Consider the following 26,772-nt stretch of genomic DNA (forward strand, 5'->3'; position numbering starts at 1 on the left):
TCACTGCTGGCCGCGCTGGGTACCCTGGCCTGCGTGTACGACCTGGGCCGTCGCCTGTGGACCCGCCAGGTGGGCCTGTACGCGGCCTGGGCGCTGCTGTTCGCCGTGCACTTCACCTTCCAGTCGAAGAAGGCGCAGATCGACCCGCTGGTGGTGTTCTTCATCACCCTGGCCAACTACGGCCTGCTGCGGCACCTGCTGTGCGGGTCGGCGTGGCGCTGGTGGTGGCTGGGCTGGTTCGCCGCCGGGCTGGGCGTCATCACCAAGGGGGTGGGCTTCATCGCGCTGCTGATGCTGGTGCCGGCGGTCATCGCCGCCGCGCTGGGCTGGCCGCGGGTGCGCCTGCACCTGCGCGACTGGCGGTTCTGGATGGGACCGCTGGCATTCGTGCTGGCGGTGGCGCTGTGGCTGGTGCCGATGGTGATCACGGCCACCAGCAGTGGGATGGCCGAATACCGCGCCTACATGAACGACATCCTGTTCCGGCAGACGGCCAAGCGCTATGCGCAGTCGTGGGACCACCACCAGCCCTGGTGGTATTTCCTGGCCACCATGCCGTCGATGTGGATTCCAGCGTTCCTGCTGGTGCCCTGGGCCATTCCGGCCTGGTGGCGGCGACTGCGGCGGCGCGACCCGCGCTATCTGCTGCTGCTCGGCTGGTGGCTGCTGATCGTGCTGTTCTTCTCCATCCCGCACGGCAAGCGCGACGTGTACATCCTGCCGGCGCTGCCCATGTTCTGCCTGGCGCTGGCGCCGTTGCTGCCCGGCCTGTTGCGCCGACGCGACGTGCAATGGGTGCTGGGTGGCTTCGCCGCGCTGCTGACCGTGGCGCTGCTGGGCGTGGGGGTGGCGATGCTGGGTGGTGAACCCAGCTTCGAACAAACGCTGATCCTGCAGCGCGGCATCGACACGTCGGTGACCACCGCGCTGGGCTGGGTGGGCATCGCACTGGGCAGCTGGGGCGTGGTGAGCCTGGCGTTCAGCGGCCCGCGCCGGTTCCACCTGGCGGTGGTGTCGATCCTGGCCCTGGCGTGGGTGACCTATGGCCTGGTGGGCTACCCGCTGTTCAATGACTCCAGTTCCGCCCGCGGCCTGATGTACCAAGTCGGCCAGCGGATCGGCCCGGACGCCGAGCTGGGCCTGGTGGGCTGGAAGGAGCAGAACCTGCTGATGTCCGACCGCCCGGTGCGCACCTTCGGCTTCAAGCGCCGCTGGTACCGGCAACTGCAGGACGGCCGGGAGTGGCAGGCGCAGGCACCGCAGCAGCGCTGGCTGCTGGTGCAGGAGGCGGCCCTGCTCACGTGCGTGGACCGCGACCACGCCGAGCGCGTCGGCGTGGCGAACCGGCGTGGCTGGTGGCTGGTGCCGGCGCAGGCCTTCGTCGGGCAGTGCCGCCCCAGCGCGCTTGAGCTGGCCCGCATCCGCCGGGAGCAGGGCAAGGAAGACGACGAGGAATAGACGCAGGCTCATGGATCATTACGGACCGATCGGCGACAATGCCGCCCGCTCGCTGATGGCGGGCCGGATCCATCGACGCAGCGACGTTGGTGCGCGCGCCGTGGCGACCTGTCATCGTTGCTGGACGGTGTATTTCCTTTCATCCCGCTGTCCGCCCGAGTCGCATTGAACGTGAACAACGCGCTTTCCCGTCCTGCCGGCGCCAACCCTGTACTGGCGTGGGCGTTCACCGTCGTCCTCGGCCTGTCGCCGGTGTTGCTGATGTCGACGATGGATGGTGGCAGCGCGGGCTACTACGGACTGGTGCTGCTGAGCTTCATCGTGCTGGCCTGGGTGCGCCGCCCGGTGGTGGGCACCGCGTGGTCTGACAACCGCCGCGAGTACCGGTGGCTGGGGCTGGGTGTGGCGGTGATGCTGGTGGGCGTGCTCACCAGCCTGGCCGTACATGGCATCTGGAAGGGCTCGGAAGTGGAGAAGGCGGTGCGCTTTCTCACCGTGCTGCTGATCCTGGCCGCGGCGTTGCGCATTCCGCGCCGGATACTGTCCCATGCGGTGTTCGGGCTGCTGCTGGGCATCTGGTATGCGGTGATCAACGTGGCCTGGCTGGTGTTCAGCACCGGCGCACGACCGGCGACGCGCCAGTTCAATGCCGTCACCTACGGCGACCTGACCCTGCTGTTTTCGGTGCTGGCGTTCCTGCTGCTGGGCGTGCGCATCACCCGTTTCCACCGCACCGAGTTTGCCCTCAAGCTGATCACCGGCATGTCGGGCGTGGGGGCGTTCCTGGCCACCCAGACCCGTGGCGGGCTGCTGGCCATCCCGTTCTTCCTGTTCATTGCATTGCTGGTCCAGGGCCGCCGCATGAACCGCTTCAAGGCCCTGGCGGCCGTGCTGCTGCTCGGTGTGGCGGGTGCGATCGTGGCCAGCGACGGTTCGATGCGTGAGCGCATCCACCTGGGCGTGAGCGAATTCGACCAATGCCAGGTCGCCCACCTGTCCGACACCTCGGTGTGCATCCGGCTGCAGCTGTGGAGCGCGGCCGGGCACATGATCCGCAGCGAGCCGGTGTTCGGCGTGGGCGGCGGCGACCGCTTCCGTGAGGAACTGGCCCGGCTGGCCGAGGCCAAGCAGGTCACCCCGACCGTGGCCCGCGACTTCGGCGAGACCCACAACGACCTGCTGTACTTCCTGGCCACCTATGGCGTGCTGGGCGGGTTGGGCCTGGTACTGCTCTACATCGCACCGGGCTGGCTGTTCGCCCGCCGCCTGCGGCTGGGCATGACCGATCGCACCACGCGCCTGTTCGCCGGCGCGGGGCTGATGATCTGCGTGGGCTTCATGGTGTTCGGCGTCACCGAGATGATGTTCCGCGACATGCGCACCGCCTCGTTCTACGCCACCTGGATCGCCCTGTTCCTGGCCCTGTCCGACCCCCTGCGGCTGCGCACCGAACGCACTGTGTAGAGCGGACTGTTAGTCCGCTACCGCTCCGCCTGGCGGCCCACGCAACACCGCCTCATAACACGCTTCGGTCAACCGACTGAACGTCTCCAACCCAAACGCCTCAACCGCATGCGCCCGCGCGGCCAGGCCAACCCCAGGCAACGCAGCGCGCTGTTCGTATAGCGCCGCCACCTGCGCGGCGATGGCAGCCACGTTGCGCACCGGCACGATCCAGCCGTTGCGGCCCTGCGCGATGTTCTCCGGCAGGCCGGCGTAGTCACTGACCATCACCGGCTTGCCCATGGCCATCATCTCGCGGCAGGCGAAGGAGATGGTTTCCACGTCGTAGGACAGCACGAAGCCGGCATCGCCGCTGGCCACGAACGGGCGGATATCCTCCAGCAACCCGGCGAAATGCACCTGGTCCGTCAGCCCCAGCTGGGCCACTTCGGCCACCAGGCGTGGGTCCGGCTCACGACCGGCCACGGCCATGTGCACCTTGCCGCGCAGCGGGTCAGGCAGCGTGGCGATGGCGCGCGCCAGGTCGATCCAGCCCTTGTGGCCGTCGGTGCCGGCGTTGCTCACCAGCACCAGTGCATCGGGATCGAGCGTCCAGCGCGCACGCAGCGCCGCGCCGTCGGCGGCATCGACCGGCGCGAACCGCTGCAGGTCCACGCCGTTGCGGATCACATCGATCGGGCAGTGCCGGTAGGGGCTGTCCAGCAGCATCTGGCGGGTGTGTTCGGAGACCGCGATGACGCGGTCGGTACCCCAGCGCGCGCGCAGGGTGTTGCCCAGCGTGTTGCTGGATTTGCTGTTGTGCTTGGTGAACACCAGCTTGGGCCGGCGGGCCAGGCCGGCCACCGCTTCCATGGCCACGCGGTGGTCGCGGGCGCCATTGGCGTGCACGATGTCGATGCCATGGCGCTGGATCAGGCCACGCAGCGTGCGCAGGTCCGACCACTGGCGACCCAGTGTGGCCAAGCCGCTGCTGAAGGCGATCTCGACCGGCTCGGCGATGCCTTCCTGGCGCAACACGCGCAGCACGCGGCTGTCGGCGGGGGCGGCCATGAACAGCGCGTGGCGCGGCGACAGCGCACGGGCCAGCGAGGCAAGGTAGGTGGTATGCCCACCGCCGTCGCCGGCGTGGAAGTTGGTGTAGAGAATCTTCATGGGGGCCTTCGGTAAAACGCCGACGAAGTCTGCCACACCCATGTTCAGGCGGTGTCGCCAGGGCGCGGCGGGTCGCTCACCGGCTGCCCGTGCTGCAGCATCCACAACATGATGGTCTTCTGCCGCACGTAGTTGGCGCGCACGTAGGCATACACCAGCCCATGCCAGCCATCGCGGAAACCGCCGCGCAGCAGCAGCCCACGCCAGAACCGCCATGCCGGCGCCAGTACCAGCTTGGCCAGGGTGGCGCGCTTGCCGCGCGCGAACTCGTGCTCGGCCATCATCCGCGCATAGCGCTGGGTCTTGGCCAGCTGCTGTTCCAGTGACCGGTAGGGGTAATGGACCAGATCGCCCTGCAGCGTGCCCACCTGGCCGTCCACGCTGGCCGCCTCGTGGATCTCGCGCGTGCCGCGCCAACCGCCGTGGCGGCGGTCGAACAGGCGCAGCACCCGGTCCGGGTAGGCGTTGCCATGGCGAAGGAACTTGCCGAAGTATTCGGAGAGGCGGGCAAAGCGGTAGCCGTGGTGGCCGGCGAAGCCGCTGGCCTGGGCGGCCTGGATCGCCTCACGCAGCGCCGGTCCAACGCGCTCGTCCGCGTCCAGGCACAGCACCCAGTCATGCGTGGCCTGTGCCACGCAGAACGCCTTTTGGCTGCGGAAGCCATCGAACGGCCGCTGCAGCACCCGGGCGCCTGCGGCGGTCGCGATCGCCACCGTCGCGTCGGTCGAATACGAGTCCACGACGATCACCTCGTCGCAGAAGGCCAGCGAGGCCAGGCAATCGCCGATGCGGTCGGCTTCATTGAACGCGATAATGCAGGCCGAGATGCGAGGCCGTTCAACGGGAGCGGTCGTGGAGGACATGATGGCCGAGTACCTGCTGTTTGCGACGGAGCGCTATGCGCTGCCTATTCTCGCCCCGTTGGCCCAGGCGTTGCACGCGTCCGGTCAATCGGTGTCGGCCTGGTTCGCCGATGGGGCGGCCGGTGGCAGCCTGCCGGGGGTGCCCAACGTGGGCCTGAAGGAGGCCCTGGTGCTGCAGCCGCGCGCGGTGTTCAGCGCCGCGAACTGGGTGCCGCCGTTCATCGCCGGGGCCAAGGTGCAGGTCTTCCATGGTTTCAATGTGCAGAAGCGCGACAGTGCGCGCGGCCATTTCCGCGTGCGCGGGCTGTTCGACCTGTATTGCACGCAGGGGCCGGCCACCACCACCCCGTTCCGCGAGCTGGCCGCGCGCGAAGGGCACTTCGCCGTGGCCGAGACCGGCTGGCCCAAGCTGGACCCGCTGTTCCGCGACGACGGGGGTGCCAGCGCAGCCCTGCGGGCACCCGCGCAGGGGCGCCCGGTGATCCTGTTCGGCTCGACCTTCACCGAGCGCTTGAGCGCGGCCCCGCACCTGTATGAACACATCGCGGCCGACATCGCCCGCGGCGATCGCTACTGGCTGCTCACCCTGCACCCCAAGTGCGCGCCGGAGCTGTTCGAGCGGTACCGCGCGCTGGCCGGTGCGAATGCCGCCTTCGTCGAACCGGAGCAGGTCATGGCCGCGCAGCGTGCCGCCGATGTGCTGGTGTCGGATACGTCCTCGATCGTGTCCGAGTTCGTGGTGCAGCACAAACCCGTGGTGACCTTCCGCAATCGCGTTCCGCAGCCACACATGATCGACTTCGACGATGCGGCCCAGTTGCCGGCGATGCTGGCGCGCGCGCTGGACCCGGAACCGGCCTTGATGGCGGAGATCCGCCGCTATGCCGACGATATCCACCCGTGGCGCGATGGGCGCTCGAGCGAGCGGGTCATCGCCGCCACCGAGGATTTCCTGGCGGGCGAGCTGGGCGCGCTGAAGCGCAAGCCGTTCGGCGCATGGACGCGCGGTCTGCAGATCCGCAAGGAGCTGGGCTATTGGGGCCCCGCGAAGCGATAGCGACCAAGGGCGGGACCAAGCGACCAAGGATCGTAGTGACACGCCGTGCGTGTCAACGCTTCACGAATGCATCGTTGAGCTGTTCAAACACCGCGCGCGCCTCGGCCTCCGGCAGATACCGCAGGCACAGCGCGATGCTGCCACCGGCCCCTGCCGTATCCAGCCACACGCTGCTGGTACCCAGCAAGCGGTCCAGCGGCGAGCGGCTCAACCGCAGCGACTGCAGCTTTTCCAGTTCGGCAAAGCGCCACCAGCGCTGCCACCAGCCGCCGCGCACCGCCACGTAGCGTGCGTCGAGGTGGTAGCCCATGCGCGCCATCTGCCGGTGGGCGCGGAACGCCGACCATGGCAACCACGCCAGCAGCAGCGCGCCCCAGGGCCCGACTTCCCAGACGGCACCGGCCGCCAACAGCGGCACGATCAGCAGCGCGGGCAGGCACAGCCGCCACCAGCCGCGCTGTGGCACGGCGCGCCAGTGCGCAGGCGGCCACTGCAGCTTGGGCAGCAGGTGCTGCACCAGGGCATCGCAGGCCTCGGGTGTGGCCAGCGGCGCCAGTTCGCGCAGGTCCCGGCGCTCACCATCGGCGGCCACGCCGGCGGCAATGTCGATGCGCAGGTGGCGGCGTTTGAACCAGCGCTGCAGCGCGGTTTCGCGCAGCGTCCAGGCCTGGATGCGGCGGCGCGCCACGCTGGTGCGCATGCGCGTGAACAGACCGCTGGCAACGGTGAGGCGGCGCTCGTGTTCGGTAAGGCGGAAGCCGTGGTAGCGCAGCAGTGCCAGCACCACCGACAGGACCCGCAGCATCCCCCAGAACCCCAGCATCATCACCAGCGCGACCACTACCCACACCCAGGTGGCCGGGTGCAGATGGCTGGCGTAGCCCATCGCCTGGCGACCGCCGTACTCAATGGCGTTGTCGACCACCCCGCGCGGGAACAGCTGGTATGAGGCACCAAACAGCGCCAGCACCACCACCCAGCCGCGGTTGGAGAGCAACCCGATGCGTATCACGTCGGTGGTGCGCAGCTGCAGCAGCACCTCGTCGGCGGGTGCCGCCGGGGCCGGTGCATCGACAGTCTCCACGGGCAGTGCCTGCTGCCCGCGCTGGCGCACCAGCTGCTCCAGTGCCAGTGCCTGGTCGAGCCGGAGCACGCGCATTTCCGCTTCGGGGCGGTGGCCGCCGGCCGATTCCAGGCGCAGCTCGGCGACCCCGAACAGGCGGTGCAGTGGGATCTGGTGCACCACCACGTTGTGGATGCGCGCGAAGGGAATCTCGCGTCGGTTACGCGATATCACCCCGCTGCGCACACTGATCGCATCGCGGCCGATGCGGTAGTGGAAGGTCAGGTATTGCAGGATTGAGGCCGCCACCAGCACCGCGATCACGATCAGCGCGGTCAGGTAGGACCACATCTCGTCACGGTCGCCACGGCCGCCAAATACCAGCAGCGCCACCAGCGGCAGCAGGAACTGGCGCAGCTGCATCAGCATCACGAACAACCACGACCACGGATGCAGCCGTTGGTCGGGCGCGGCGTCGAGCGGCGGCGGGGTACTCACAGCGCGTCGTCGTCCTGATCCAGCTGGTGGCCCAGGGTATCGCGCAGGCGTTCGGCGTCGGCCTGGTCCAGCCCGCTCAGCGACACCGCGCTGAAGCGGCTGCCGGCGGTGTGCACCACCAGCGTGGCCAGCTTCGCGGTGCGCTCGATCGGCCCGCGGCGCAGGTCCAGGTGCTGTACCCGCGACAGCGGCACCCGTGTTTCCAGCTGCCACATCAGGTCGCGACGTACGCCCAGGCCCTGCGCATCCAGCCGCCACCAGGTACGGCGCTGGCGGCGGTAGCCGAAGAACGCGCCGACCACTGCGCCCAGCGGCAGCATCGCCACCGCGCCGACCCAGCGCATCGGCAGCTCGAACACCACCCACAACGTGCCCAGTGCGCCGCCGATCAGCAGTGCACCGGTGATGCCGCCAGCCACGCCGGCCAGCGTGGCCGCACGTTGTGGCAACGGCTGCCACGCGGTGTGCGCCGGCAGCGGTGGTAGCGGTGGCGGGGTGGGCAGCGGCGGAACGAAGGCAGGGTCGGACAAGGCAAGGCGCTCGGCAGGAGGAAACATGCCGGGCGTCGTGGTCAGCGCTGCAGCGCCCGTCGCGCAGACGGTAGCAGGTTGCCGCGCGCTATTGCGCGGCCTGGATCAGCGCGTCCACGTCCAGCAGATGGCCGGCACGCTCGGCCTTGGTGCGCAGGTAATGCTCGTTCTCTGCGGTGATGTCGCCGGTGACCGGCACGCAGTCCACCACCTCGATGCCGGCATGGCGCAGGCGCTGGGCCTTGGTGGGGTTGTTGCTCAGCAGCTGCACACGCTGCACGCCCAGACCCTGCAGCATCGCCACGGCACTGCCGTAACGGCGTTCGTCGGCGCCGAAGCCCAGCTGCGCGTCCGCGTCGATGGTGTCCAGCCCGTCGTGCTGGTAACCATAGGCGCGCATCTTCGCCGCGATGCCGGTGCCGCGCCCTTCCTGGTCCAGGTACAGCAGCACGCCGCCGCCCAGTTCCTTGAGTTTGCGCAGGCCGCGCCGCAGCTGGTCGCCGCAGTCGCACTTGAGCGAGCCGAACAGGTCGCCGGTCAGGCACGAGGAATGCACGCGCACCGGTACCACGCCCGACAGGTCCGGGTTGCCGACGATGATCGCCACCTGGTCGCGCTGCGCCACGCCGCCGCGGAACACCGCGAATTCGGTCATGCCGACCTCGCGCAACGGCACTGGCGATCGCGCCACCAGTTCATAGGCATGCGCGGCCTGCTCGGCGCCCTGCGCCAGGTCGCACAGCGATACCTGCGCGCAGCTGTCGAAGCGGGTATCGCCCGGCGCCAGCAGCACCCCGACCATGGCCGGCAGCAGCAGGCCCAGGCGGGCGATCTCCACCGCGCCGTCGTCCAGCGCCTGGCCGGCGGTCCACCCGGCGGGCATCGGTTCGGGTTCGCGCAGGTAGCTCAGCGAGGGCAGGGCATCGAAGTCGATCCCGGCCAGCGGCACGCGCGCGCCATGCTCGGCGGCCACGCCCAGTACCCGCGCCCGGGTGGCGGTCAGGAACAGGTAATGCTGCCCGGCCGCGACCTCGGCAAAGGCGCTGTAGCTGCTGCGGGTACTGCTGTCCAGGGCGATGAACGCCAGGCGCTGGCCACGGCCGTCATCGATCAGCACCGGGCGGCCGGCGCGCAGTTCGGCCACCGCGCGCTCGCAGCGGATCGCGGCCGGATCGCCGAACGGAGAAGAAGCAGCTGGGGACATGGCAGGGGCCGTGGGGGACATCGTGGGTTCCACAGTGGGGTCGGATGGCGCCGATTCAATTGCGGCCGGGGCGACAGAGCGTCGCGCTCGGTGCGGCGGCTCTCAGTGGGGATGTTCCTCGGTGGCGTAGGGGTCTACTTCATCGCTGTGCGGCGGGCGCAGCGTGTAACGCTTGTAGGTCCACTGGTACTGCGCCGGATCGCGGCGGGCGATCGCCTCGATCCCGGCATTGAGCGTGGCTGCCGCGGTGCGCGGGTCCGGATCGGCCACGCCCGGTGCGGCCGGCGTGATGTGCAGGGCGAACTGCATGCCTGGGCCGGTCCGTTCGCACCAGCCATACAGCACGGTAGCACCGGTGCGCTCGGCCAGCCGGTTGACCAGCGTCATGGTCAGCGCCTCCACCCCGAAGAACGGGGCGAACACGCCGTCGCCGGCCTTGGGCTGCTGGTCCGGCAGGATCCCGGTGGCCCCGCCGTCCTTGAGCACCTTGAACAACTGGCGCACTGCCGGGCCCTCGGCCCGGACCTGCTGGACATTGCTGCCGCCCCGGACCAGTTGCAGGAACGCATCGCCCACGGCTTCGTCGGGTGCCTTGTAGACGATCGCGATCGGCCCGCGCGAGGCCAGCCACTGGTTGAGCAGTTCCCAGTTGCCGTAGTGGGGCGCGGCCACGATCACGCCCTTGCCGCTGGCCAGGGCGGCGTCGTACAGCGCCTCGCCGTGGCGCTCAGTGAGCAGGGCCAGGTTGCGGTCGCGCGGCTGGGTCCACAGGCGCAGGGTTTCCACGGCCTGCAGCGCGGTCGAACGCAGCACCTCCCGGTGCAGGGTGGCGCGTTCGGCAGCCGACAGCGCCGGGTAGGCCAGCTCCAGATTGCGCCGGGTGACCCGGCTTTCGCGGGCATCCAGGCGGATCCACAACCAGGCCAGCGCGTGGGCGAAGCCGCGCAGCCAGGACCAGGGCAGGCGGGTGAACAGGGCAGCGGCGCGGTACGCCAGGCGGGCGGTGGTTTGCGGTTTCATCGGGGCAAAGTCTAGCCGGTGCGCGTGGCGGGCGGTTTGCCGCGACCGGCAGGCAAGGGTTTCCCAGCCCCGCGCGCAGCCACTAAGGTAGGCCGCCCCCCCCCCCCTTGATGGAACCCCACCATGCTCGTCCTCATCCAGCGCGTCACCCAGGCCAGCGTCAGCGTGGACGAGGCCGTGGTGGGCCAGATCGGCCCCGGCCTGCTGGCCCTGGTCGGCATGGAGCCGGGCGACACCGACGCGCAGATCAGCAGGATGGCCGATCGTCTGCTTGGTTACCGTGTGTTTGCCGATGAGACCGGAAAAATGAACCGGTCACTGGGGGAGACGGGCGGCGGCCTGCTGCTGGTGAGCCAGTTCACGCTGGCCGCGGATACCGCCAGCGGGATGCGCCCGGGATTCAGCACGGCGGCCCCGCCGGCCGAGGCTGAACGTGGATTCAACCGATTGGTGGAGATCTGCAGGCAAAAGCACGCTTCGGGGGTGGAAACCGGGCGATTTGGCGCCCATATGGTAGTCAGCCTGGTCAATGACGGTCCGGTGACCTTCCTGCTCAGACCCTGACCCCGGGACCACCGCCCGGGCCGGAAGGGCGCTGGGCTGGTATAATGCTAGGTTCTATTCCTCTCCCTGCCGGTGGCGCGAGCACTACATGGCCAACGAACGTCCTGCCCAGCAAAACGACATCAAGCTTCTGATCAGCAAGGGCCTGGAACAGGGCTACCTGACCTACGCCGAAGTCAATGACCACCTGCCCGACGATATTGTCGACCCGGAGCAGATCGAAGACATCATCGGCATGATCAACGGCATGGGCATCGATGTCCATGAAGTGGCGCCCGATGCCGAAACCCTGCTGCTCAACGACGGCAACACCGGTAACCGCGAAGTCGATGACACCGCGGCCGAAGAAGCTGCCGCCGCACTGAGCGCACTCGACACCGAAGGTGGTCGCACCACCGACCCGGTGCGCATGTACATGCGCGAAATGGGTACCGTCGAACTGCTGACCCGCGAAGGCGAAATCGCCATCGCCAAGCGTATCGAAGAAGGTCTGGGCCAGGTCCAGGCTGCACTCGGCACCTTCCCGGTGTCGGTCGAATCGCTGCTGTCCGATTACGAAGCCCACAAGGAAGGCAAGAAGCGCCTGGCCGAAGTGATCGTCGGCTTCAACGACCTGGTCGAAGAGGTTCCGGCGCCGGCCGTGGCCGAAGACACCAGCGACGATGCTGACGAAGAAGCCGACGACGAAGAAGACGCCGGCGACGACGTCGAAGAAGAGGCCGGCCCGACCGGTCCGGATCCGGAAGAAGTCGCCCGTCGCATGCAGGCCCTGGCCGATGCTTACGCGGCCTTCAAGAAGGCGTCCACCAAGGCTGACCGCAAGCCGCTGACCAAGCTGCGCGACGACATGGCCGCCGTGTTCGTCACCCTGAAGCTGCCGTTGCCGCTGACCGACGTGCTGGTCAAGCAGCTGCGCGACGTCATGGCCGACATCAAGGGCCACGAACGCCGCGTGCTGAACCTGGCCACTGTCACGGCCCGTATGCCGCGCAAGGATTTCATCCGTTCCTGGGAAGGCAACCAGACCAACCTGGAATGGGTGGAAGACGCACTGAAGCGCAAGCAGAAGTGGTCGTCGGCCCTGCGTGACGTCAAGGACCAGATCATTGCCGAACAGCAGTCCACCATCGACATCGAGAAGCACACCTCGCTGGAGCTGGAAGAGCTGAAGGAAATCAGCCGGGCCATGGCCTACGGCGAAGCCAAGGCGCGCAAGGCCAAGAAGGAAATGGTCGAGGCCAACCTGCGCCTGGTGATCTCCATCGCCAAGAAGTACACCAACCGCGGCCTGCAGTTCCTCGACCTGATCCAGGAAGGCAACATCGGCCTGATGAAGGCCGTGGACAAGTTCGAATACCGTCGCGGCTACAAGTTCTCCACGTATGCGACCTGGTGGATCCGCCAGGCCATCACCCGTTCGATCGCCGACCAGGCGCGCACCATCCGTATCCCGGTGCACATGATCGAAACGATCAACAAGTTGAACCGCATTTCCCGCCAGATGCTCCAGCAGTACGGCCGCGAGGCCACGCCGGAGGAGCTGGCCAAGGAAATGGACATGCCGGAAGACAAGATCCGCAAGGTGATGAAGATCGCCAAGGAGCCGATCTCGATGGAAACCCCGATCGGCGACGACGAGGATTCCCATCTGGGCGACTTCATCGAGGACACCAATGTGGAGTCCCCGATCGAGAACACCACCAACATCAATCTGTCTGAAACCGTGCGTGACGTGCTGGCCGGCCTCACCCCGAGGGAAGCCAAGGTGCTGCGCATGCGCTTTGGCATCGACATGAACACCGACCACACCCTCGAGGAAGTCGGCAAGCAGTTCGACGTCACCCGCGAGCGCATCCGCCAGATCGAAGCCAAGGCGCTGCGCAAGCTGCGTCACCCGAGCCGCTCCGAGCAGCTGCGCAGCTTCCTGGACATCGATTGATTTCCAGGGTGGTGCGTTGATGAAAAAACCCCGCTTCGGCGGGGTTTTTTTATGGCGCCGTCGAGGCGAACGTCATGTGCCCATGCCTCAGGTGCGCTACGGGCTGGTTCCAGCCGGGCCCGGCGGGACCCGCATGCCAGGAAACGAAATCTGGGTGGCTGCATGGCGATGCTCGATCACCTTGGTCACTTCATAGTCGGTCTTCGCACCCGACACCGTCTGCCATTGAGTGATCTTTACCTCGCAGATCAGAACGTCTCCCTTCGTAAACGAGGTTTCGTTGTTGTTCACCCCTGAAAGAAACGCGGCATCGGAGATCTTGGCGTTGATGGTCGAATTCCCGTCAGACAGCCTCCACTTGTTTTCTTCCTTGAATGCGAGGTAGACGATGGAAAATGCCATCTTCCTCGTATCTTCAAGGATCAGCTCGTCTTGACCGGCAGGGGCGGAAAAGAGATGACGCTCGACGTCGTTGATGACCACGGCGAATGACGACGGGTCACCGGCGGCAAAGGTGTCAATTCCGTCGCGATCCAAGGGGGCAAGAACCCGGTCAAATGCCTGGCGCACGGGAAGGTCGCGCAGTAGAACCAGTACATGCAGCTCCACCTCCAGGGCATCTTCATCAGTGAAGAGGGTGACGTGCCCATCATCATTCATTTGAACGTTCGTTATCCTGCGGCCGCGCAGCCATTTCAGGACCTGCACGACGCCTGTGTAGCCGACCGTGGCTGTGAGGCCGAGTGCGGTCAGGACCGCCGTGGCGTTGGCGATGGCCGTCATGCCGTCGCCCGAAAACATGTCTTTTGCGGCGGTCAGGAAATTCAGGGCGGTGGTGAAGTCAACATTGAAGCTGCCGGTCTTGAAGGACCCTTTGACGTTGATCTGCGCCTTGGCGCGATCGCCATGGAGTGCGCGCACGCTTGAATCGAGAAGGTCGGCCATGGCCATCAGCGCGGGAGCCAGCTCTCTGGCATCCATCTCATGCGTGGCGAGGGCGGGGCCGTCGTAGGTGATGCGGAACTGCGTCATGTCGTCCATGGTACCCCTGTCATTTCCCGTGCCGTGAGCGCTTGGCCGGGGCATGGGAAGGCTATCACCGCCGATGCAGGCCATGCTGTGACCGCTACCGGTTACCTCGGGATGTGGGGCCGGTTTCCTGCAGCGTTGCCCGGCCGCGCGAATCGTGCCGCAGGCGCCAGGGGCAGGGGGCAGATTGCGGCGTACCGTGGGCTCCCCATGACCGCAGACGTGCCGCCGGAATGCGCGGCTTCGGGGTTGAGGGCAAGGCCCCAGTAGCAAGCCCAACCGCGCCTCCACTACACTGTGCAACCGCGCAGGGCCTATAGCTCAACGGTTAGAGCAGAGGACTCATAATCCTTTGGTTCCAGGTTCGAATCCTGGTGGGCCCACCACATTCCCATGCGGTGCACCCTGCGTGTGGGCATCACAGCCACGGCGCCTCGTCCTGCACCACCTTCTTGTAATAGCTGATGTTGGCGCGGATGGCGTAGACGGCACTGAAGCCCATTCCCATCGCCCGGATCACCTTGTCCAGGCCGAGCGCGTCGAGCACCAGCACCAGCGCAATGGCAATCAACACGTAAGCGATGGTCTGGCGCCAGAGGCCCTTGGCCAGGAAGTAAAGAGGCCCGAAAATGAAGGCCAGCCAGTTGAACTGGATGGAGCTGCGCTCGCGGAAGGACAGCTTTTGGAACTGCGGCAGGCTTGGGCCGCCGGCGCGGTCGATCGCCCTGAAACGGTCCTTCCATTTGTCCGAGACGTCCAGCCCTGAGATCGCATCCCGGGTGGGCCGGGCAGGGGGTGCTGCAACAACGGTGGTGGGCGCGGTGGGTCCTTGGTACGAGTTGTATGGATCCGTCATGTAACTCTCCGATGGAATGCTCTGCACCTGATCAATCAGACCCGGACCATGCGCAATCTCCGTGCTCCTGTCCGGGCGTGTGCGCCCGCGCGCGGCACCGCCAGGGTGGCCGGAGAATCGGCAGCCTCAGAAGCGTCAGCGCGTTGCGTTGCGCAGCTTAGACAAGCCGCAGGACCTTGAACAGGGGGCGCGCCTGCGGGAACCCATGTCCGGTGGTCGCGCCAACCGAAAAATACGCCAGCCCGGCATGGGGTAGGCCGCGCCATCCCACAATGTGTTCACGACCTGGATTCCACACTGCCTCCAGCCAATCGGCCCGTTCTGGAGAAAGTGCCATGCGTCTGTCCACCAACCTCGCAGTCCTCATTGCCTCCCTTGCAGTCGCCGCAGCTGCCGGGTGTTCCCGGCAGAGCCAGGAAACCAGCGAGAACGGAGTTCGCACCGGCATGGCCAATCCAGCGTCCGAGTACTGTGTGAAGCGCGGTGGCAAGGTCCATATCGAGAAGGACGCAAGCGGTGGCGAGCGCGGCATCTGCCACCTGCCGAACGGTGACAGGATCGATGAGTGGGAACTGTTCCGCCGGGACACGCCAAAGACATCGACCTAGCGGGTGGCACAATACGCGGCGCTGAAGTTGCGGAGCTCAGACATTCGTGGTTGTCGCGGAACGGATCAATCGACTGCGTCCTCACTCGCGATCTGAGCAGAGAAGGTAAGACATACAGCCGCCACGGAGTGCCATGAGAAACAGACGCAGTTTCGTTCCCCGCTCGGCCGTGCTGCTCGCGTTCGCCACGTTGCTGCTTGTCGGATGTTGGCGCACCAGCCGTGAGACGGTCTTCTCGTCGGACGCGCTGAAGGTCGTGGCCGTGACCGAAAGCACGCTGGACATCAACATCAGCGAATATCGCCACTACACCCGCTATGCGCTCTATGTGCACGGCGACACGTTGACTGACAGCGGCTTTGCCGCGCTTCTGCGTGACCCGGACGCGGGCAGCGATCCGTTCGTGCATACCGAGGCGATCGTGCTGGACCCGCGCTCCATCCTGCTTGCATCGCACAACAGCGATGGGCGGCGCTGCTGGACGACGCGGTTGATCGACACCGGCGCCACACCCATCCTCGAAACGATCAACAAGGGCAGCATCGACTGCACGACGCGTCAGGCCCCGCGCGGATGGCGAGCGCTCTACGACGAATCCAGCAATCTGCTGCTGATCCGCGAACAGCCCTTCCATGTCTACCCGATTGCCGGGTATTGGTATCCGCTCTGGATCCAGGGCGATGTGGTTGCGCTCTACCAGCAACAGAAAGAGCGCGAGCGGCTCGTCGTGAAGCTGGCGAAGATATCCTCCGGTGAAATGCTGGCGGAGGAACTGCTGCCCATGGACAGGTTTGCCGAGCCCGACCTGCATCAGGCGTCTGCGGAAGCGCGGCAGCAGTGGCTGCTGGACAATTTCACGGTGTCGGCCGCGCCCTCCGCGTCGATACGCCTGCGCCCCGACAACCGGCTCAAGACGATCTCGCCCGAGGTGTGGGCGGAGTACAAGGAGATCGAGCGGCACAACCGCGAGGAAGACGCGCGCGTGCAGGCCGCGGGCGAGGCCTGGCACAACGCGCAGCGCGAGCAGTTGAACCGGGACGAGGCGGAAAGGCAGCCTCCCGCCACCAGCCCGTAAACGGCGACCCCACACCGGCCTGACTAGACTCGGCCGCATGCCTTCCCCCACCTCCATCGGCCTGGCCGACATCAACATCGAGTCCTACATCTACTTCGGTGCAGGCGCAGCGGTGGCATGGCAGCTGGCCGACCCCGGGGTGGGGCGGGGCGTGGCCCGGCACAGCCAGACGCTGCGCCGGCCGCTTTCGCGGCTGCGCGCCACCATGAGCTACATCTACGCAGTGTCGCTGGGGACGGATGAGGATCGCGCGGCGATCGCCCGCCACGTCAACCGCGCGCACGTTCCGGTGCAGGGCGAAGGCTACAACGCCTTCGACCGTGACCTGCAGTTGTGGGTGGCGGCAACGCTGTACCGGGGTGCAGTGGAGATGTACACGCTGTTCGTGGGCCCCGTGCCTGCCGCCAGCCGTGAGGCGGTGTATCGGCAGGCGTGGGCCTTCGGACGGACCCTGCAGGTAGACGATGCGCAATGGCCCGCCACCGCCGATGCGTTCGAGATGTGGTGGGAGAGCCGTCAGGCCAGCCTGCGGGTGGATGATGAGGTGCGCGCGTATCTGCAGGCGGTGCTGAGTGGCGGGGCACCGTGGTACCTGCGTCCTGCGCTGCCGCTGCAGGCGTTCGTGACCCGTGCGCTGTTGCCGGCGCATGTACGGGCCATGTTCGGGTTGCCGTGGACGGCGGTGGACGCACGCCGCTGGCAGCGCTTCCAGCGCTGGGCGCCGCGCCTGTACTGGATGCAGCCGCGCTGGCTGCGGCACCTGCCGGCCCGTCACTTCCTGGCCAGGCTTCGGGCGCAGGCCGACCCATGATCCGCCAAGCGCCGCGCCTCTTGTGCCTTGCACAAATACCCCGTACCTAAATCGATCTAAACTGAGGATTCATCGATCTGGCACGGGAGGGCAGGGCATGGTGTTGCGCAAGGTGATGGTGGCCGCAGTGCTTGCGGCAGCAGTTCCGTTGATGGCGCTGGCCGCGCCCTCCACGCACGATGCCCCGGCCCCGCAGATGTCGGGCAACCCCATCCTGCCCGGCTGGTACGCCGATCCGGAGGCGGCGATATTCGGCGACCGCTACTGGATCTACCCGACCACGTCGACGGTATACGAAGCACAGGTCGCGTTCGATGCCTTCTCGTCGCCCGACCTGGTGCAGTGGACCCGGCACCCCGGCGTGCTGAAGATGGATGCGGTGCCGTGGGCGAAGCAGGCCATGTGGGCACCGTCGGTGGTCGAGAACGCCGGCCGGTATTACCTGTTCTTCTCCGCCAACGACATCAAGAACGACAGCGAGGTGGGTGGCATCGGCGTGGCCGTGGCCGACCATCCCGAAGGGCCGTACCGCGACCTGCTCGGCAAGCCGCTGGTCGGTGCCTTCCACAATGGCGCGCAGCCCATCGACCAGTTCGTGTTCAAGGATGACGACGGCGCCTGGTACATGATCTACGGCGGTTGGAAGCACGCCAACCTGGTGCGTCTCAAGGACGACTTCAGCGGTGTGCTGCCGCTGGCCGACGGCACGCTGTACAAGGAAATCACGCCGTCGCCGGAGTACGTGGAGGGGTCGCTGATGTTCAAGCGCGACGGCCGCTACTACTTCATGTGGTCCGAAGGCGGTTGGGGCCAGCCGGACTATTCAGTGGCCTACGCCATCGCCGACACCGTCACCGGCCCCTTCAAGCGCATCGGTACGATCCTGCGGGAGGATCCGGACATCGCCACCAGCGCCGGCCACCACTCGCTGATCCACGCGCCCGGCAGCGACAACTGGTACATCGTCTATCACCGTCGCCCGCTCGGCGATACCGCGCGCGATCACCGGGTCACCGCCATTGACCGCATGTACTTCGATGCGAACGGGCACATCCTGCCGGTGAAGATCACCCGCGAGGGCGTGCCGGCCGATCCGATGCGGCCAGCAGCGGTTCCCCGCCACCCTGCAGCGCAGCCTTGACGCCGGCGAGCAGTTCCTCAATGCGAAACGGCTTGGCGACAAACGGCACGTCCCGGTGGCGGGTGGGCACCATCTGCGAGTAGACCGCAGAGGCGAACAGGAAGGGCGTGCCCAGTTCCGCCAGGCGGTCGGCCACCGGGAAGACCGTGCCATCACGCAGTTCGATATCCAGCACGGCAGCGTCGAAATGCTGGTGGGAGAGCGCACCCAATGCATCCGTGAGGGAATAGGTGGGCACTGCGGTGTAACCGGCGTGGGTGATGACCTCGACGAACAGCCGGGACAGCTCTATTTCGTCCTCGACCACCAGCACCGTGCCATTCATTGGAGATGTATCGACGATGCCGCTCACGCGCCCTCACCCGGAACCGGCGTGGCAAGCGGATTGCTTCCTTCCGCGTTTCCCATGGGGAATCGCGCGGCGAATTCCACGAAGCGGGCACCCGATATCGCCTGTCGCCGGCTGCATGCGGGGCAGGTCAGGATCGCACCGCCGCCCGCGATGTTTTCCAGCAAGGGGCGTTCGCTCGCCCGGAAGATCCCACGGCACGCATTGCACTGGGCCCGGATGAACTCAATGGTGGGAATGGCCGCCTCTGCACTGAAGCGGACGTCGTAGAGATGAAACATGCCAGTGTCTGGCATCTGCAAAACCTCGGCACGCAGCTCAACAGGGCCAGTGCTGGGTCGTGTGCTTGATTGCCGTATCAACGATAGAACGGCGCACGGTCAGCCTACCCGGTCAGTTGTGAGCCGAAGGTGTTCGTTGCCTGACCAGGCAGTCGCACGGCATCCACATGAACCTGCCCACACTGTGCATTCCCCACTGGAAGCACGCCATGCGCCAGCATTCCGCTTCACCCTGCGACGCCATCGTTGTGGGCGGTAGTTATGCCGGCTTGTCCGCCGCGCTGCAGCTGGCGCGGGCCCGTCGCAGCGTATTGGTCATCGATACCGCATCGCCACGCAACCAGCGGGCGGCGGTGTCGCATGGCTGGCTGGCGTCGGACGGCAGAAGCGGGGCAGAGATCCTTGCCCACGCGCGCGCCGAGCTCGCGCGCTATCCCTCGGTCTCATGGCAGAACGACGAAGCGTTGACGGCCACGCGTCAGGACGCCAGCCCGGCGTTCAGCGTCGGCTGCGCGTCAGGTGCGGTGTTCAATGCCGAACGCATCATCCTGGCGTACGGCGTACGCGATGTGCTGCCCGACGTTGAGGGGCTGGAAGAACGCTGGGGACGCAGTGTGTTCAGCTGCCCGTATTGCCATGGGTACGAACTGAATCAGGGGCGCATCGGGTTGTTGTGCGTGACGGTGGAGAAGGCCGTGGAGCAGGCCGTGCTGCTGTCCGACTGGGGCAAGGTGACCGTGTTCTGTACCGACGCACAGACCGCCCCAGGCACCGCATCGACGCGGGTGCTGGACGCGCACGGCATCGGCGTGGAACTGACGCCGGTGCGATGCGTCGATGACGTGGCCACGATGCACCTGGAGGATGGGCGACGGGCGCCCATGGATGGCCTGTTCGTTTGCCACGACACCGTGCTGTCCAGCACGTTGGCCACACAGCTGGGCTGCGGGCTTGAGGACGGTGGCTGCATCACCACCGATTCGGCGAAGCAGACCACGGTGGACGGCGTGTTCGCGTGCGGCGACATCGCGCGGATGGCCGGCAGCATCGCGCTGTCGGTAGGCGAGGGTGCACTGGCCGGTGTGGCGGTGCACCGCTCGCTGATGGGGCTGCTTGAACGTTGAAACACGCGGCCGCAATGCGGTGCGCGTTCCGCAACCCGGACGCGCACCGCAGGCACACCTCACGCCTTCGCAGTCTTCTCGACCTGTGCCACCAGCACCGCGGCCGCTTCGGCGGACGACGCCGGGTTCTGCCCGGTGATCAGCAGGCCATCGCTGACCACGTACGAGCCCCAGTCCGGTCCCTTCGAGTAGAGGCCACCTGCCGCCTTGAGTTCATCCTCGACCAGGAAGGGCACGATGTGGGTGAGGCCAACGCCTTCTTCTTCGCTGTTGGTGAAGCCGGTGACCTTCCTGCCCTGGACCAGCGGGTTGCCGTTGGCGGCCTTGACGTGGCGCAGCACGCCCGGTGCATGGCAGACCAGCGCGACCGGCTTGCCGGCCGTGATGAACGATTCGATCAACGCGATGGAGTGCGTGTCTTCGGCCAGGTCCCACAGCGGACCATGGCCGCCCGGGTAGAAAACGGTGTCGAAGTCGGCCTGGGAAACGCTGTCCAGCCGCACGGTGTTGGCCAGCTGGGCGTTGGCGGCGGCATCGGCTTCGAAGCGACGGGTGAGCTCGGTCTGGAAGTCGGGCTCATTGCTCTTCGGATCCAGCGGTGGTTGGCCGCCCTTGGGCGAGGCCAGCACGATCTCCGCGCCCGCATCCTTGAAGGTGTAGTACGGCGCGGCCAGCTCTTCCAGCCAGAAGCCGGTCTTGCGGCCGGTGCTGCCGAGTTCGTCGTGGGAGGTCAGAACGATGAGGACTTTCATGGGCGATTCCTGTGGTGGGTAGTTAACAGTAGACCGGTCGTCTAGAAACAGGTCGTGAAAAAAGGCACTTCAGGGGGTGAAGTGCCTCGTGTTCCGGGGGTCACTCAGGGTGAAAGGCGCAGCATCCCGCGGGTGGTCTGCCAGGCGGCGTCGAACGGCTGGGGGGTGCGGACGATCTTGACCATGACACTGGCGCCGAGCCACAGCTGGTACAGGCTCTGCGCGACGTTCTCCGGCGCATCGTCCAGGCTCAGGGAGCCGTCTTCGACCCCCTGCCGCATCGCCTGCGCCAGGCGCGCGATGATTCCCGCGGTGCCGCGCTTCAGTGCGGCGCGCATGCTCGCCGACAGGTCGGCGACTTCCGCACCCAGCTTCACCGCCAGGCACTTGCCCTGGCAGTCGTCGAACGACTGGTTGTCACGCCAGGACTGGAAATACGCCGCCACCTGCTGCGCCTTGGTCTGGCCGGGCAGGCGGAAGATGCCCTCCATCTCGGCCAGGTAGGACGCGAAATAGTCCTCCAGCAGCGCCTCGCCAAAGGCTTCCTTGGAACCGAAGTAGTGATAGAACGACCCCTTCGGAACGCCGGCGGCGGTCAGTACCTCGTTCAGGCCGACGGCGGAGAAGCCCTTGCCGCCCATGATCCGCTGGCCGGTGGCCAGGATCTTGTCGCGGACATCAAGGGCGTCGGTGGCGGTGGCGGTGGCGGTGGCGGAGTTCATGGGGTGCACTGTACATACAATTAGACCGGTCGTCTAGTGGTCGCAATCAGGGTGCGGCGCTCCCCTGCGGCGTGCCCTCTTCCCGCAAGGAACCGCGGATCGAGCGCGCCAGATCGCTGCGGGTGAAGGGCTTGGCCAGGATCGCGATGTTCCTGCCGACCTCCCCGCTGGCATCGATGTCGCGCGGGTAGCCCGAGGTGAACAGCACGCGCAGGCCCGGCTTGTGTGCCAGGGCACGCCTGGCCAGTTCCCAGCCGGACATGCCGGGCATCACGATGTCCGAGAACAGCAGGTCCACGCTGACATCGGTACGTTCCAGCAGGCGCATCGCCGACGGACCGTCATGCGCCTCCAGCACGCGGTAACCGAGCTGGCGCAGCGTCTCGACGGTGTAGGCGCGCACATCGTCGTTGTCCTCGGCCACCAGCACGGTGGCCTCGTCCTGCATGTCATAGCCGGCCAGGCCGCGCGTCTCCGCCTTGCCGGCCTGCGGCAGTTCCGCCGCCGAACGCGGGAACAGCAGGGTAATGGTGGTGCCGACGCCCTCTGTCGAATCGACCAGCACATGGCCACCAGACTGCTTGGCAAAGCCGTAGACCATGGACAGGCCCAGCCCGGTGCCGCGGCCGACTTCCTTGGTGGTGAAGAACGGCTCGAACACCCGCGTCATCGTCTCGGCCGACATGCCGTGGCCGGTGTCACTGACCCGCAGCATCGCGTAGTGGCCGGGCGGCACGTCGGGGTTGTGGGCGCTGAAGTCGGCGTCCAGGTGTGCGTTGTCCACTTCGATGATCAGCCTGCCGCCCTCGGCCATCGCATCGCGCGCGTTGACCGCCAGGTTCAGGACCGAGGCCTCGAGCTGGCTGGTGTCGACCTCCACGCACCATATGTCGGGGCTGTGCACCATCTCCAGCTGGACCAGTTCACCGAGTGCGCGCTGCAGCATGTCCTGCATGTCGCGCACCTGTTCGTTGAGATCCACCGGCTGGCTCTTCAACGGCTGCCGGCGCGAGAACGCGAGCAGGCGCTGGGTGACGTTGGCCGCACGCATGACGCCCTTGAGCGCGTTGTCCAAGGCGCGCGACGAATTGCCGGCCGCATCGCCGAGGCGCTCGGTCAGCATCATGGCGTACTCCACGTTGCCGGCGATCACGGTGAGGATGTTGTTGAAGTCGTGCGCGATGCCGCCGGTGAGCTGGCCCACCGCCTCGATCTTCTGGCTCTGCCGCAGTGCTTCCTCGGCCTGGCGTCGCGCGGTGGTTTCCACCGCCTCCGACACCACGGCGGTGACGTTGCCCTGGTGGTCGAGCAGCGGCCGGAACGAGAACTCGAACGCGCGCTTGCCGGTGGGCAGGCGCAGCTCCAGCTCATGCCGGGAGGCGCTGCCGCCAGCGGCCTCCAGCACCGCCGCGCAGACGATCGCCGGCACGCCCTCGGTATCGGCGAACCACGCCGATTCACAATAGAGCGCGCCGCGCACATCCGCCTTGGTGGCCAGGATGGCGGCCAGCGAGGCCGAATTGGTGTCGATGATGTGGCCATCGAGCGTGAGCAGGTTCTGGTGCTGGAAGCTGGACTCGAACAGCGCCTGCAGCCGGCTCTCGCTGCGGTGCAGGGCCGAGGTGCGTTCGTTGACCTGGCGTTCCAGCGATTCGTTGCTGGCCTTCAACAGCGCCTGCGCCTGCTTGAGTTCGCTGATGTCGCGGGCCATGGCGTAGTAGCCCAGCACCGTGCCGTCCTCGGCCAGCTCGGGCACGCAGTCGATCTGCGCATGGCGCAGCGTGCCGCTGCGGCGTCCCGACAGCGTCTCGAAACTGACCCGCTCACCCTGCAGTACCTTGTCCAGGTGTGTCTGTATCTGGGCGAAGGTTTCCTCGCCTACCACGTCGCGGGTATGCATGCCGATCAGCTCATCCGGCGCCAGACCATGCCACTCGAAGTACGCCTGGTTGGCGAAGCGGTAGCGGTGGTCGTGGCCCAGGTAGGCGATCAACGCCGGCAGGGAGTCGGTGATGAGGCGCAGGCGCTGGTCGCTGCCGCGCAGCTCGGTCTGGACGCGCTGCAGCTTGCGCCGTTCGTCCGCTTCGCTGATCGCCCGGACGATGGCGTCGGGCAGCCGTTGCAGGCGCGCCTTCACCACGTAGTCGCGTGCGCCGCGCTTGAGCGCCTGCACCGCGAGTTCTTCAGTGAGCGTGCCGGAGACGAAGATGAAGGGCACCTGCGGCGCCACCTCACTGGCCAGGGTCAGCGCCGCGTCGCCGTCGAAACCGGGCAGCACGTGGTCGGCCAGGATCACGTCGAACGCATTCGCACGCAATGCCGCCAGCATCCCCTCATGCGACCAGGTCCGCTCGAACGTGAACGGCAGCCCGGCGCGGGTGAGCTGCAGGGCGATCAGCTCGGCATCCAGCGCATTGTCTTCGACCATCAGGATCCGGATCGAAGCGCCGGTAGGGGCATCAGCCATCTTTTCTGCTCTTTGCGCCAAACAGGGTGCCGTGTGGCGGCGGCTGGTTGGTGATGCCCCAGAACATGCCCAACCCCTGGATGGCCTCCAGGAATTCCTTGAAGTCCACGGGCTTGACCACGAACGCATTCACGCCCAGTTCGTAGCTCCTGACCAGGTCCTGCTCCTCGCGCGAGGAGGTCAGCATCACCACCGGCGTGCTGCTCAGGGCGGGATCGGTCCGGATCTCCCTCAGTACGTCCAGCCCGTTGAGCTTGGGCAGTTTCAGGTCCAGCAGCACCACCACCGGGCCGCCATGCAGCAGGCCTTCGTAGCGGCCCTGGCTGCGCAGGTACTCCAGCGCCTCCACACCGTCCCGCACATGGGTGACATCGTTCAGCAGCTGGCAGCGGGCGAGTGCAGCCATCGTCAGCTCAGCGTCCTTCGGATTGTCTTCCACGAGCAGAATCGGCCGCAGGTCTCTCATAGGTTGTCTCCAGTAGCAAAGGGAATGGTGAAGAAGAATGTCGCGCCCACGCCTACCTCGCCTTCGGCCCAGGTACGGCCGCCGTGGCGGGTGATGATGCGGTGGACGTTGGCCAGGCCGATGCCGGTGCCTTCGTACTCGTCCGCATGATGCAGGCGCTGGAACACACCGAACAGTTTGTCCACGTAGCGCATGTCGAAACCACAGCCGTTGTCGCGGACGAAGAACACATCCTCGGTGTCGTTGCGACGGTGGCCCACCGCGATGGCAGGGTGGGGCGTGTCGCGGGTGAACTTGATCGCGTTGGACAGCAGGTTCTGCCACACCAGCCGCACCATGCCCGGATCGGCCTTGACGCGCGGCAGCGGCGGAAGGGTCCAGTGAATGCTGCGACCGGCGTACTCCATGTCCAGCTTGTGCCGCACGTCTTCGACCAGGGCGGTCATGTCCATCGTGATCTGACCCATCGTGGAGCGACCCATCTGAGAGAAGCTCAGCAGGTCATCCACCAGCGTTCCCGCCGATTGTGCAGATTCGACGATGGTGTCGAGAAATCTTTTTTCTGAATCATTCAATCGTTCGCCCGCCGAGGCCCACAGCAGTTCCGAATAGCCCACGATGTGACGGAACGGCGCACGCAGGTCATGGCTGACCGAATACGAGAATGCCTCCAGCTCCTTGTTGCTGCGCAGCAGCTGTTCGTTCAGCACGGCCATCTCTTCGGCCTTGCGCAGCACGATGTCGACGATGGCGGTGCGCAGCTCCAGCGCGGCATCGCGATCCACCTCGTTCCATGCCAGCGACTGCTTGCGCACCGTTTCCTTCCAGCCCTCGAACGAAGTGCGCGGCGACAGCGGCAGGCCGGTGTCCTCCTTGCGCGGATCGCCCCCCCAACGCACGGTGCGGATGACTTCCGGGCGGAACCAGAGCACGAAGCTGTCGTGCAGCTGCGAGATCGAAATCGCCAGCACGCCGCTGGCCACGTCGGAGAACGCATCTGCGTCCTTCCACAGCATGGGCAGCCGCTCGGTGCAGAACAGCTCGCCCTGGTCCGGCTGCGCGGTCAGCCACTGCACCAGTGCCATCACCTGCTGCGCGGTCGGGCAGTGGCCATGCAGGATGCACTCGCCGCGGTGGACGATGGCGGCGCCACTGGACTCGGTGAGCGCCAGCAGGTTCTGCTGGTCACGGCCCAGCGCGACCATGAAGTCCTGGTCGCCCGCCATGCGCCCGAGCAGGCGTACCTGGATGGCGCGGCGTGCGATGCGCTCTTCGATCACCCGCGCGCGTTCCTTCAACGAGATCTGCAGCGACAGGATCTGCCCGATGAACTCGCAGGCGGTACGCACGTGGTACGGCACCCGCTGTGGCGCCTGGTTGTGGCAGGAAATCAGCCCCCACAGTTCGCCTTCGCGCAGCAGCGACACCGACATCGACGCGCCGGTGCCCATGTTGCGCATGTACTGCAGGTGCACCGGCGACACGCTGCGCAGCATCGACGGGCTCAGGTCGGTGGGCGGTGCATCGGCGTTGGCCGCGCTGCGTACCAGCGGCACGGGCCGGTAGTCGCTGTCGGCGATCAGCCGCACGCGGTTCTGGCGATAGAGCTCGCGCGCCTGGGCCGGAATATCCGACTCGGGGAAGCGCAGGTCCAGATAGCTGGGCAGCACGCCATTGCCGTCCTCGGCGACCACTGCGCCATTCCACTCCGTGTCGAACTGGTAGACCAGGGTGCGGTCGAAGCCGGTGAGCTCGCGGATCTGCGCCGCCGCCAGATCGCACAGCTCGCGCGTGGTACTCACGCGCTCGATCTCGCCCATGAAGCGGCGGATGGAGGGATACAGGTCTTCCAGCGAGCCCGGCTCGCCGGGCACCGGCGCCTCCAGCTCGACGATGATGTTCCCGCCCAGCCGGTGCGCGACCACATGGTGACCGCCGTGGTCGCCGATGCGGTGGGCACCCAGGAAGTGCGAGGTGTCCGGTTGCAATGCCTCCAGCGCCGGCCGGCACGACGCCAGGGCGGCGCCCAGCACGGCCTCGACCGGCTGTCCGAGCGGGTCGCCCAGCGCATCAAGAATGCCGGCCTCGGCGACCGCGCGTTCCGTTACCGTCAGGGTACGGGCATCCAGGACCAGCACGAGACCGTAAGGTTGAATGGCACCGGGGGTTCGGATGGGTTCACTGGCGCAGCGGGTGATATCCAAGGTGCTTTCGCTGGCGTTCCAGGATGACATTCGGTAACCCTATCCAATACGGTATTGACGTGCGCTGTCACGCAG

The 26,772-nt window shown here is 66.7% G+C and carries 25 protein-coding genes and 1 tRNA gene; 11 read left to right on the plus strand and 15 right to left on the minus strand.

What is annotated here, in order from left to right; translation table 11 throughout:
- A partial coding sequence (locus RT456_RS15835) for a glycosyltransferase family 39 protein (protein WP_313347999.1) occupies positions 1-1,458 on the plus strand: 1,458 nt, incomplete at its 5' end.
- A gap of 171 nt (positions 1,459-1,629) precedes the next feature.
- Entirely contained in the window at positions 1,630-2,922 is a 1,293-nt protein-coding gene (locus RT456_RS15840; RefSeq protein WP_313348000.1) for an O-antigen ligase family protein, read from the plus strand.
- A gap of 9 nt (positions 2,923-2,931) precedes the next feature.
- Here the strand turns inward: RT456_RS15840 and RT456_RS15845 are convergent, their stop codons facing one another.
- Both RT456_RS15845 and RT456_RS15850 read right to left on the minus strand, forming a co-directional pair.
- Positions 2,932-4,074, minus strand: coding sequence for a glycosyltransferase (locus RT456_RS15845; protein WP_313348001.1), 1,143 nt, complete (start codon positions 4,072-4,074; stop codon positions 2,932-2,934).
- 44 nt (positions 4,075-4,118) lie between these two features.
- Complete coding sequence (locus tag RT456_RS15850) at positions 4,119-4,937, minus strand: glycosyltransferase family 2 protein (RefSeq protein ID WP_313348002.1); 819 nt, start codon at positions 4,935-4,937, stop codon at positions 4,119-4,121.
- Here RT456_RS15850 and RT456_RS15855 point away from each other — a divergent pair.
- Positions 4,936-5,994 carry a CDP-glycerol glycerophosphotransferase family protein gene (locus RT456_RS15855; protein ID WP_313348040.1) on the plus strand — a complete coding sequence of 353 codons (1,059 nt, stop codon included), beginning with the start codon at positions 4,936-4,938 and terminating at the stop codon, positions 5,992-5,994. The two genes, RT456_RS15850 and RT456_RS15855, sit on opposite strands and share 2 nt — an antisense overlap.
- Positions 5,995-6,046: 52 nt before the next feature.
- Here RT456_RS15855 and RT456_RS15860 read toward each other — a convergent pair whose 3' ends face one another.
- The 4 genes from RT456_RS15860 to RT456_RS15875 all read right to left on the minus strand — a co-directional run bounded on the left by RT456_RS15860 (position 6,047) and on the right by RT456_RS15875 (position 10,309).
- The gene (locus tag RT456_RS15860) at positions 6,047-7,486 is read right to left on the minus strand and encodes a PH domain-containing protein (protein WP_313348041.1); all 1,440 of its coding nucleotides are present in this window, start codon (positions 7,484-7,486) and stop codon (positions 6,047-6,049) included.
- A gap of 65 nt (positions 7,487-7,551) precedes the next feature.
- Complete coding sequence (locus RT456_RS15865; RefSeq protein ID WP_313348003.1) at positions 7,552-8,112, minus strand: PH domain-containing protein; 561 nt, start codon at positions 8,110-8,112, stop codon at positions 7,552-7,554.
- Positions 8,113-8,173: 61 nt separating this feature from the next.
- Positions 8,174-9,310: a GTP cyclohydrolase II RibA gene (gene ribA / locus RT456_RS15870; RefSeq protein WP_313348004.1), complete on the minus strand. Its 1,137-nt coding sequence runs from the start codon at positions 9,308-9,310 to the stop codon at positions 8,174-8,176.
- Between the two features lie 81 nt (positions 9,311-9,391).
- Complete coding sequence (locus RT456_RS15875; RefSeq protein ID WP_313348005.1) at positions 9,392-10,309, minus strand: lauroyl acyltransferase; 918 nt, start codon at positions 10,307-10,309, stop codon at positions 9,392-9,394.
- Between the two features lie 123 nt (positions 10,310-10,432).
- On the opposite strand from RT456_RS15875, the gene dtd reads away from it, so the two are divergent.
- Positions 10,433-10,873 (plus strand): D-aminoacyl-tRNA deacylase, encoded by a 441-nt coding sequence (dtd, locus tag RT456_RS15880; protein ID WP_313348006.1) that lies wholly within the window; start codon positions 10,433-10,435, stop codon positions 10,871-10,873.
- An 88-nt stretch (positions 10,874-10,961) separates the two neighbouring features.
- A complete protein-coding gene (gene rpoD, locus RT456_RS15885) occupies positions 10,962-12,812 on the plus strand; it encodes an RNA polymerase sigma factor RpoD (protein ID WP_313348007.1) in 1,851 nt (616 codons plus the stop codon).
- 96 nt (positions 12,813-12,908) lie between these two features.
- Here rpoD and RT456_RS15890 read toward each other — a convergent pair whose 3' ends face one another.
- Positions 12,909-13,853 carry a hypothetical protein gene (locus RT456_RS15890; RefSeq protein ID WP_313348008.1) on the minus strand — a complete coding sequence of 315 codons (945 nt, stop codon included), beginning with the start codon at positions 13,851-13,853 and terminating at the stop codon, positions 12,909-12,911.
- A gap of 298 nt (positions 13,854-14,151) precedes the next feature.
- Between RT456_RS15890 and RT456_RS15895 the strand changes: the two genes are divergently transcribed.
- Positions 14,152-14,227, plus strand: a tRNA-Ile gene (locus RT456_RS15895).
- A 32-nt stretch (positions 14,228-14,259) separates the two neighbouring features.
- Here RT456_RS15895 and RT456_RS15900 read toward each other — a convergent pair.
- Entirely contained in the window at positions 14,260-14,697 is a 438-nt protein-coding gene (locus tag RT456_RS15900) for a DUF2628 domain-containing protein (RefSeq protein WP_313348009.1), read from the minus strand.
- Positions 14,698-15,032: 335 nt separating this feature from the next.
- On the opposite strand from RT456_RS15900, the gene RT456_RS15905 reads away from it, so the two are divergent.
- The 4 genes from RT456_RS15905 to RT456_RS15920 all read left to right on the plus strand — a co-directional run bounded on the left by RT456_RS15905 (position 15,033) and on the right by RT456_RS15920 (position 18,332).
- The gene (locus tag RT456_RS15905; RefSeq protein WP_313348010.1) at positions 15,033-15,305 is read left to right on the plus strand and encodes a DUF333 domain-containing protein; all 273 of its coding nucleotides are present in this window, start codon (positions 15,033-15,035) and stop codon (positions 15,303-15,305) included.
- Between the two features lie 133 nt (positions 15,306-15,438).
- Positions 15,439-16,380 carry a hypothetical protein gene (locus tag RT456_RS15910; protein WP_313348011.1) on the plus strand — a complete coding sequence of 314 codons (942 nt, stop codon included), beginning with the start codon at positions 15,439-15,441 and terminating at the stop codon, positions 16,378-16,380.
- 37 nt (positions 16,381-16,417) lie between these two features.
- The gene (locus tag RT456_RS15915) at positions 16,418-17,191 is read left to right on the plus strand and encodes an oxygenase MpaB family protein (RefSeq protein ID WP_313348012.1); all 774 of its coding nucleotides are present in this window, start codon (positions 16,418-16,420) and stop codon (positions 17,189-17,191) included.
- A gap of 97 nt (positions 17,192-17,288) precedes the next feature.
- Positions 17,289-18,332, plus strand: coding sequence for a glycoside hydrolase family 43 protein (locus RT456_RS15920; RefSeq protein ID WP_313348013.1), 1,044 nt, complete (start codon positions 17,289-17,291; stop codon positions 18,330-18,332).
- On the opposite strand, the gene RT456_RS15925 is transcribed toward RT456_RS15920, so the two are convergent.
- A complete protein-coding gene (locus RT456_RS15925) occupies positions 18,259-18,657 on the minus strand; it encodes a response regulator (RefSeq protein ID WP_313348042.1) in 399 nt (132 codons plus the stop codon). The genes RT456_RS15920 and RT456_RS15925 overlap by 74 nt on opposite strands.
- A gap of 23 nt (positions 18,658-18,680) precedes the next feature.
- Positions 18,681-18,962: a hypothetical protein gene (locus tag RT456_RS15930; RefSeq protein ID WP_313348014.1), complete on the minus strand. Its 282-nt coding sequence runs from the start codon at positions 18,960-18,962 to the stop codon at positions 18,681-18,683.
- Between the two features lie 167 nt (positions 18,963-19,129).
- On the opposite strand from RT456_RS15930, the gene RT456_RS15935 reads away from it, so the two are divergent.
- On the plus strand, positions 19,130-20,086 hold the full coding sequence (locus tag RT456_RS15935) for an NAD(P)/FAD-dependent oxidoreductase (protein WP_313348015.1): 957 nt from the start codon (positions 19,130-19,132) through the stop codon (positions 20,084-20,086).
- A 59-nt stretch (positions 20,087-20,145) separates the two neighbouring features.
- Here the strand turns inward: RT456_RS15935 and RT456_RS15940 are convergent, their stop codons facing one another.
- From RT456_RS15940 to RT456_RS15960, 5 genes are all read right to left on the minus strand, one after another.
- Positions 20,146-20,838: a type 1 glutamine amidotransferase domain-containing protein gene (locus RT456_RS15940; protein WP_313348016.1), complete on the minus strand. Its 693-nt coding sequence runs from the start codon at positions 20,836-20,838 to the stop codon at positions 20,146-20,148.
- Between the two features lie 104 nt (positions 20,839-20,942).
- Entirely contained in the window at positions 20,943-21,560 is a 618-nt protein-coding gene (locus tag RT456_RS15945; RefSeq protein WP_313348017.1) for a TetR/AcrR family transcriptional regulator, read from the minus strand.
- A gap of 46 nt (positions 21,561-21,606) precedes the next feature.
- Positions 21,607-24,027 (minus strand): PAS domain-containing protein, encoded by a 2,421-nt coding sequence (locus tag RT456_RS15950; protein WP_313348018.1) that lies wholly within the window; start codon positions 24,025-24,027, stop codon positions 21,607-21,609.
- On the minus strand, positions 24,020-24,493 hold the full coding sequence (locus RT456_RS15955) for a response regulator (protein WP_313348019.1): 474 nt from the start codon (positions 24,491-24,493) through the stop codon (positions 24,020-24,022). The genes RT456_RS15950 and RT456_RS15955 overlap by 8 nt, the downstream gene beginning before the upstream one ends.
- Positions 24,490-26,727 carry an ATP-binding protein gene (locus RT456_RS15960; protein ID WP_313348020.1) on the minus strand — a complete coding sequence of 746 codons (2,238 nt, stop codon included), beginning with the start codon at positions 26,725-26,727 and terminating at the stop codon, positions 24,490-24,492. The genes RT456_RS15955 and RT456_RS15960 overlap by 4 nt, the downstream gene beginning before the upstream one ends.
- Positions 26,728-26,772: the final 45 nt, after the last annotated feature.

Source organism: Stenotrophomonas sp., assembly GCF_032099025.1.
In the GTDB taxonomy this organism is placed as follows: Bacteria; Pseudomonadota; Gammaproteobacteria; order Xanthomonadales; family Xanthomonadaceae; genus Stenotrophomonas.

Bases quoted from the DNA above. Each gene is read 5' to 3' on its own strand.
- RT456_RS15925 (WP_313348042.1), bottom strand. From the start codon at position 18,657: ATGAATGGCACGGTGCTGGTGGTCGAGGACGAAATAGAGCTGTCCCGG.
- RT456_RS15930 (WP_313348014.1), bottom strand. From the start codon at position 18,962: ATGTTTCATCTCTACGACGTCCGCTTCAGTGCAGAGGCGGCCATTCCC.
- RT456_RS15905 (WP_313348010.1), top strand. From the start codon at position 15,033: ATGCGTCTGTCCACCAACCTCGCAGTCCTCATTGCCTCCCTTGCAGTC.
- ribA (WP_313348004.1), bottom strand. From the start codon at position 9,310: ATGTCCCCCACGGCCCCTGCCATGTCCCCAGCTGCTTCTTCTCCGTTC.
- dtd (WP_313348006.1), top strand. From the start codon at position 10,433: ATGCTCGTCCTCATCCAGCGCGTCACCCAGGCCAGCGTCAGCGTGGAC.
- RT456_RS15875 (WP_313348005.1), bottom strand. From the start codon at position 10,309: ATGAAACCGCAAACCACCGCCCGCCTGGCGTACCGCGCCGCTGCCCTG.
- rpoD (WP_313348007.1), top strand. From the start codon at position 10,962: ATGGCCAACGAACGTCCTGCCCAGCAAAACGACATCAAGCTTCTGATC.
- RT456_RS15915 (WP_313348012.1), top strand. From the start codon at position 16,418: ATGCCTTCCCCCACCTCCATCGGCCTGGCCGACATCAACATCGAGTCC.
- RT456_RS15950 (WP_313348018.1), bottom strand. From the start codon at position 24,027: ATGGCTGATGCCCCTACCGGCGCTTCGATCCGGATCCTGATGGTCGAA.
- RT456_RS15855 (WP_313348040.1), top strand. From the start codon at position 4,936: ATGATGGCCGAGTACCTGCTGTTTGCGACGGAGCGCTATGCGCTGCCT.
- RT456_RS15850 (WP_313348002.1), bottom strand. From the start codon at position 4,937: ATGTCCTCCACGACCGCTCCCGTTGAACGGCCTCGCATCTCGGCCTGC.
- RT456_RS15860 (WP_313348041.1), bottom strand. From the start codon at position 7,486: ATGCTGATGCAGCTGCGCCAGTTCCTGCTGCCGCTGGTGGCGCTGCTG.
- RT456_RS15960 (WP_313348020.1), bottom strand. From the start codon at position 26,727: ATGTCATCCTGGAACGCCAGCGAAAGCACCTTGGATATCACCCGCTGC.
- RT456_RS15910 (WP_313348011.1), top strand. From the start codon at position 15,439: ATGAGAAACAGACGCAGTTTCGTTCCCCGCTCGGCCGTGCTGCTCGCG.
- RT456_RS15945 (WP_313348017.1), bottom strand. From the start codon at position 21,560: ATGAACTCCGCCACCGCCACCGCCACCGCCACCGACGCCCTTGATGTC.
- RT456_RS15900 (WP_313348009.1), bottom strand. From the start codon at position 14,697: ATGACGGATCCATACAACTCGTACCAAGGACCCACCGCGCCCACCACC.
- RT456_RS15845 (WP_313348001.1), bottom strand. From the start codon at position 4,074: ATGAAGATTCTCTACACCAACTTCCACGCCGGCGACGGCGGTGGGCAT.
- RT456_RS15920 (WP_313348013.1), top strand. From the start codon at position 17,289: ATGGTGTTGCGCAAGGTGATGGTGGCCGCAGTGCTTGCGGCAGCAGTT.
- RT456_RS15890 (WP_313348008.1), bottom strand. From the start codon at position 13,853: ATGGACGACATGACGCAGTTCCGCATCACCTACGACGGCCCCGCCCTC.
- RT456_RS15865 (WP_313348003.1), bottom strand. From the start codon at position 8,112: ATGTTTCCTCCTGCCGAGCGCCTTGCCTTGTCCGACCCTGCCTTCGTT.
- RT456_RS15935 (WP_313348015.1), top strand. From the start codon at position 19,130: ATGAACCTGCCCACACTGTGCATTCCCCACTGGAAGCACGCCATGCGC.
- RT456_RS15955 (WP_313348019.1), bottom strand. From the start codon at position 24,493: ATGAGAGACCTGCGGCCGATTCTGCTCGTGGAAGACAATCCGAAGGAC.
- RT456_RS15940 (WP_313348016.1), bottom strand. From the start codon at position 20,838: ATGAAAGTCCTCATCGTTCTGACCTCCCACGACGAACTCGGCAGCACC.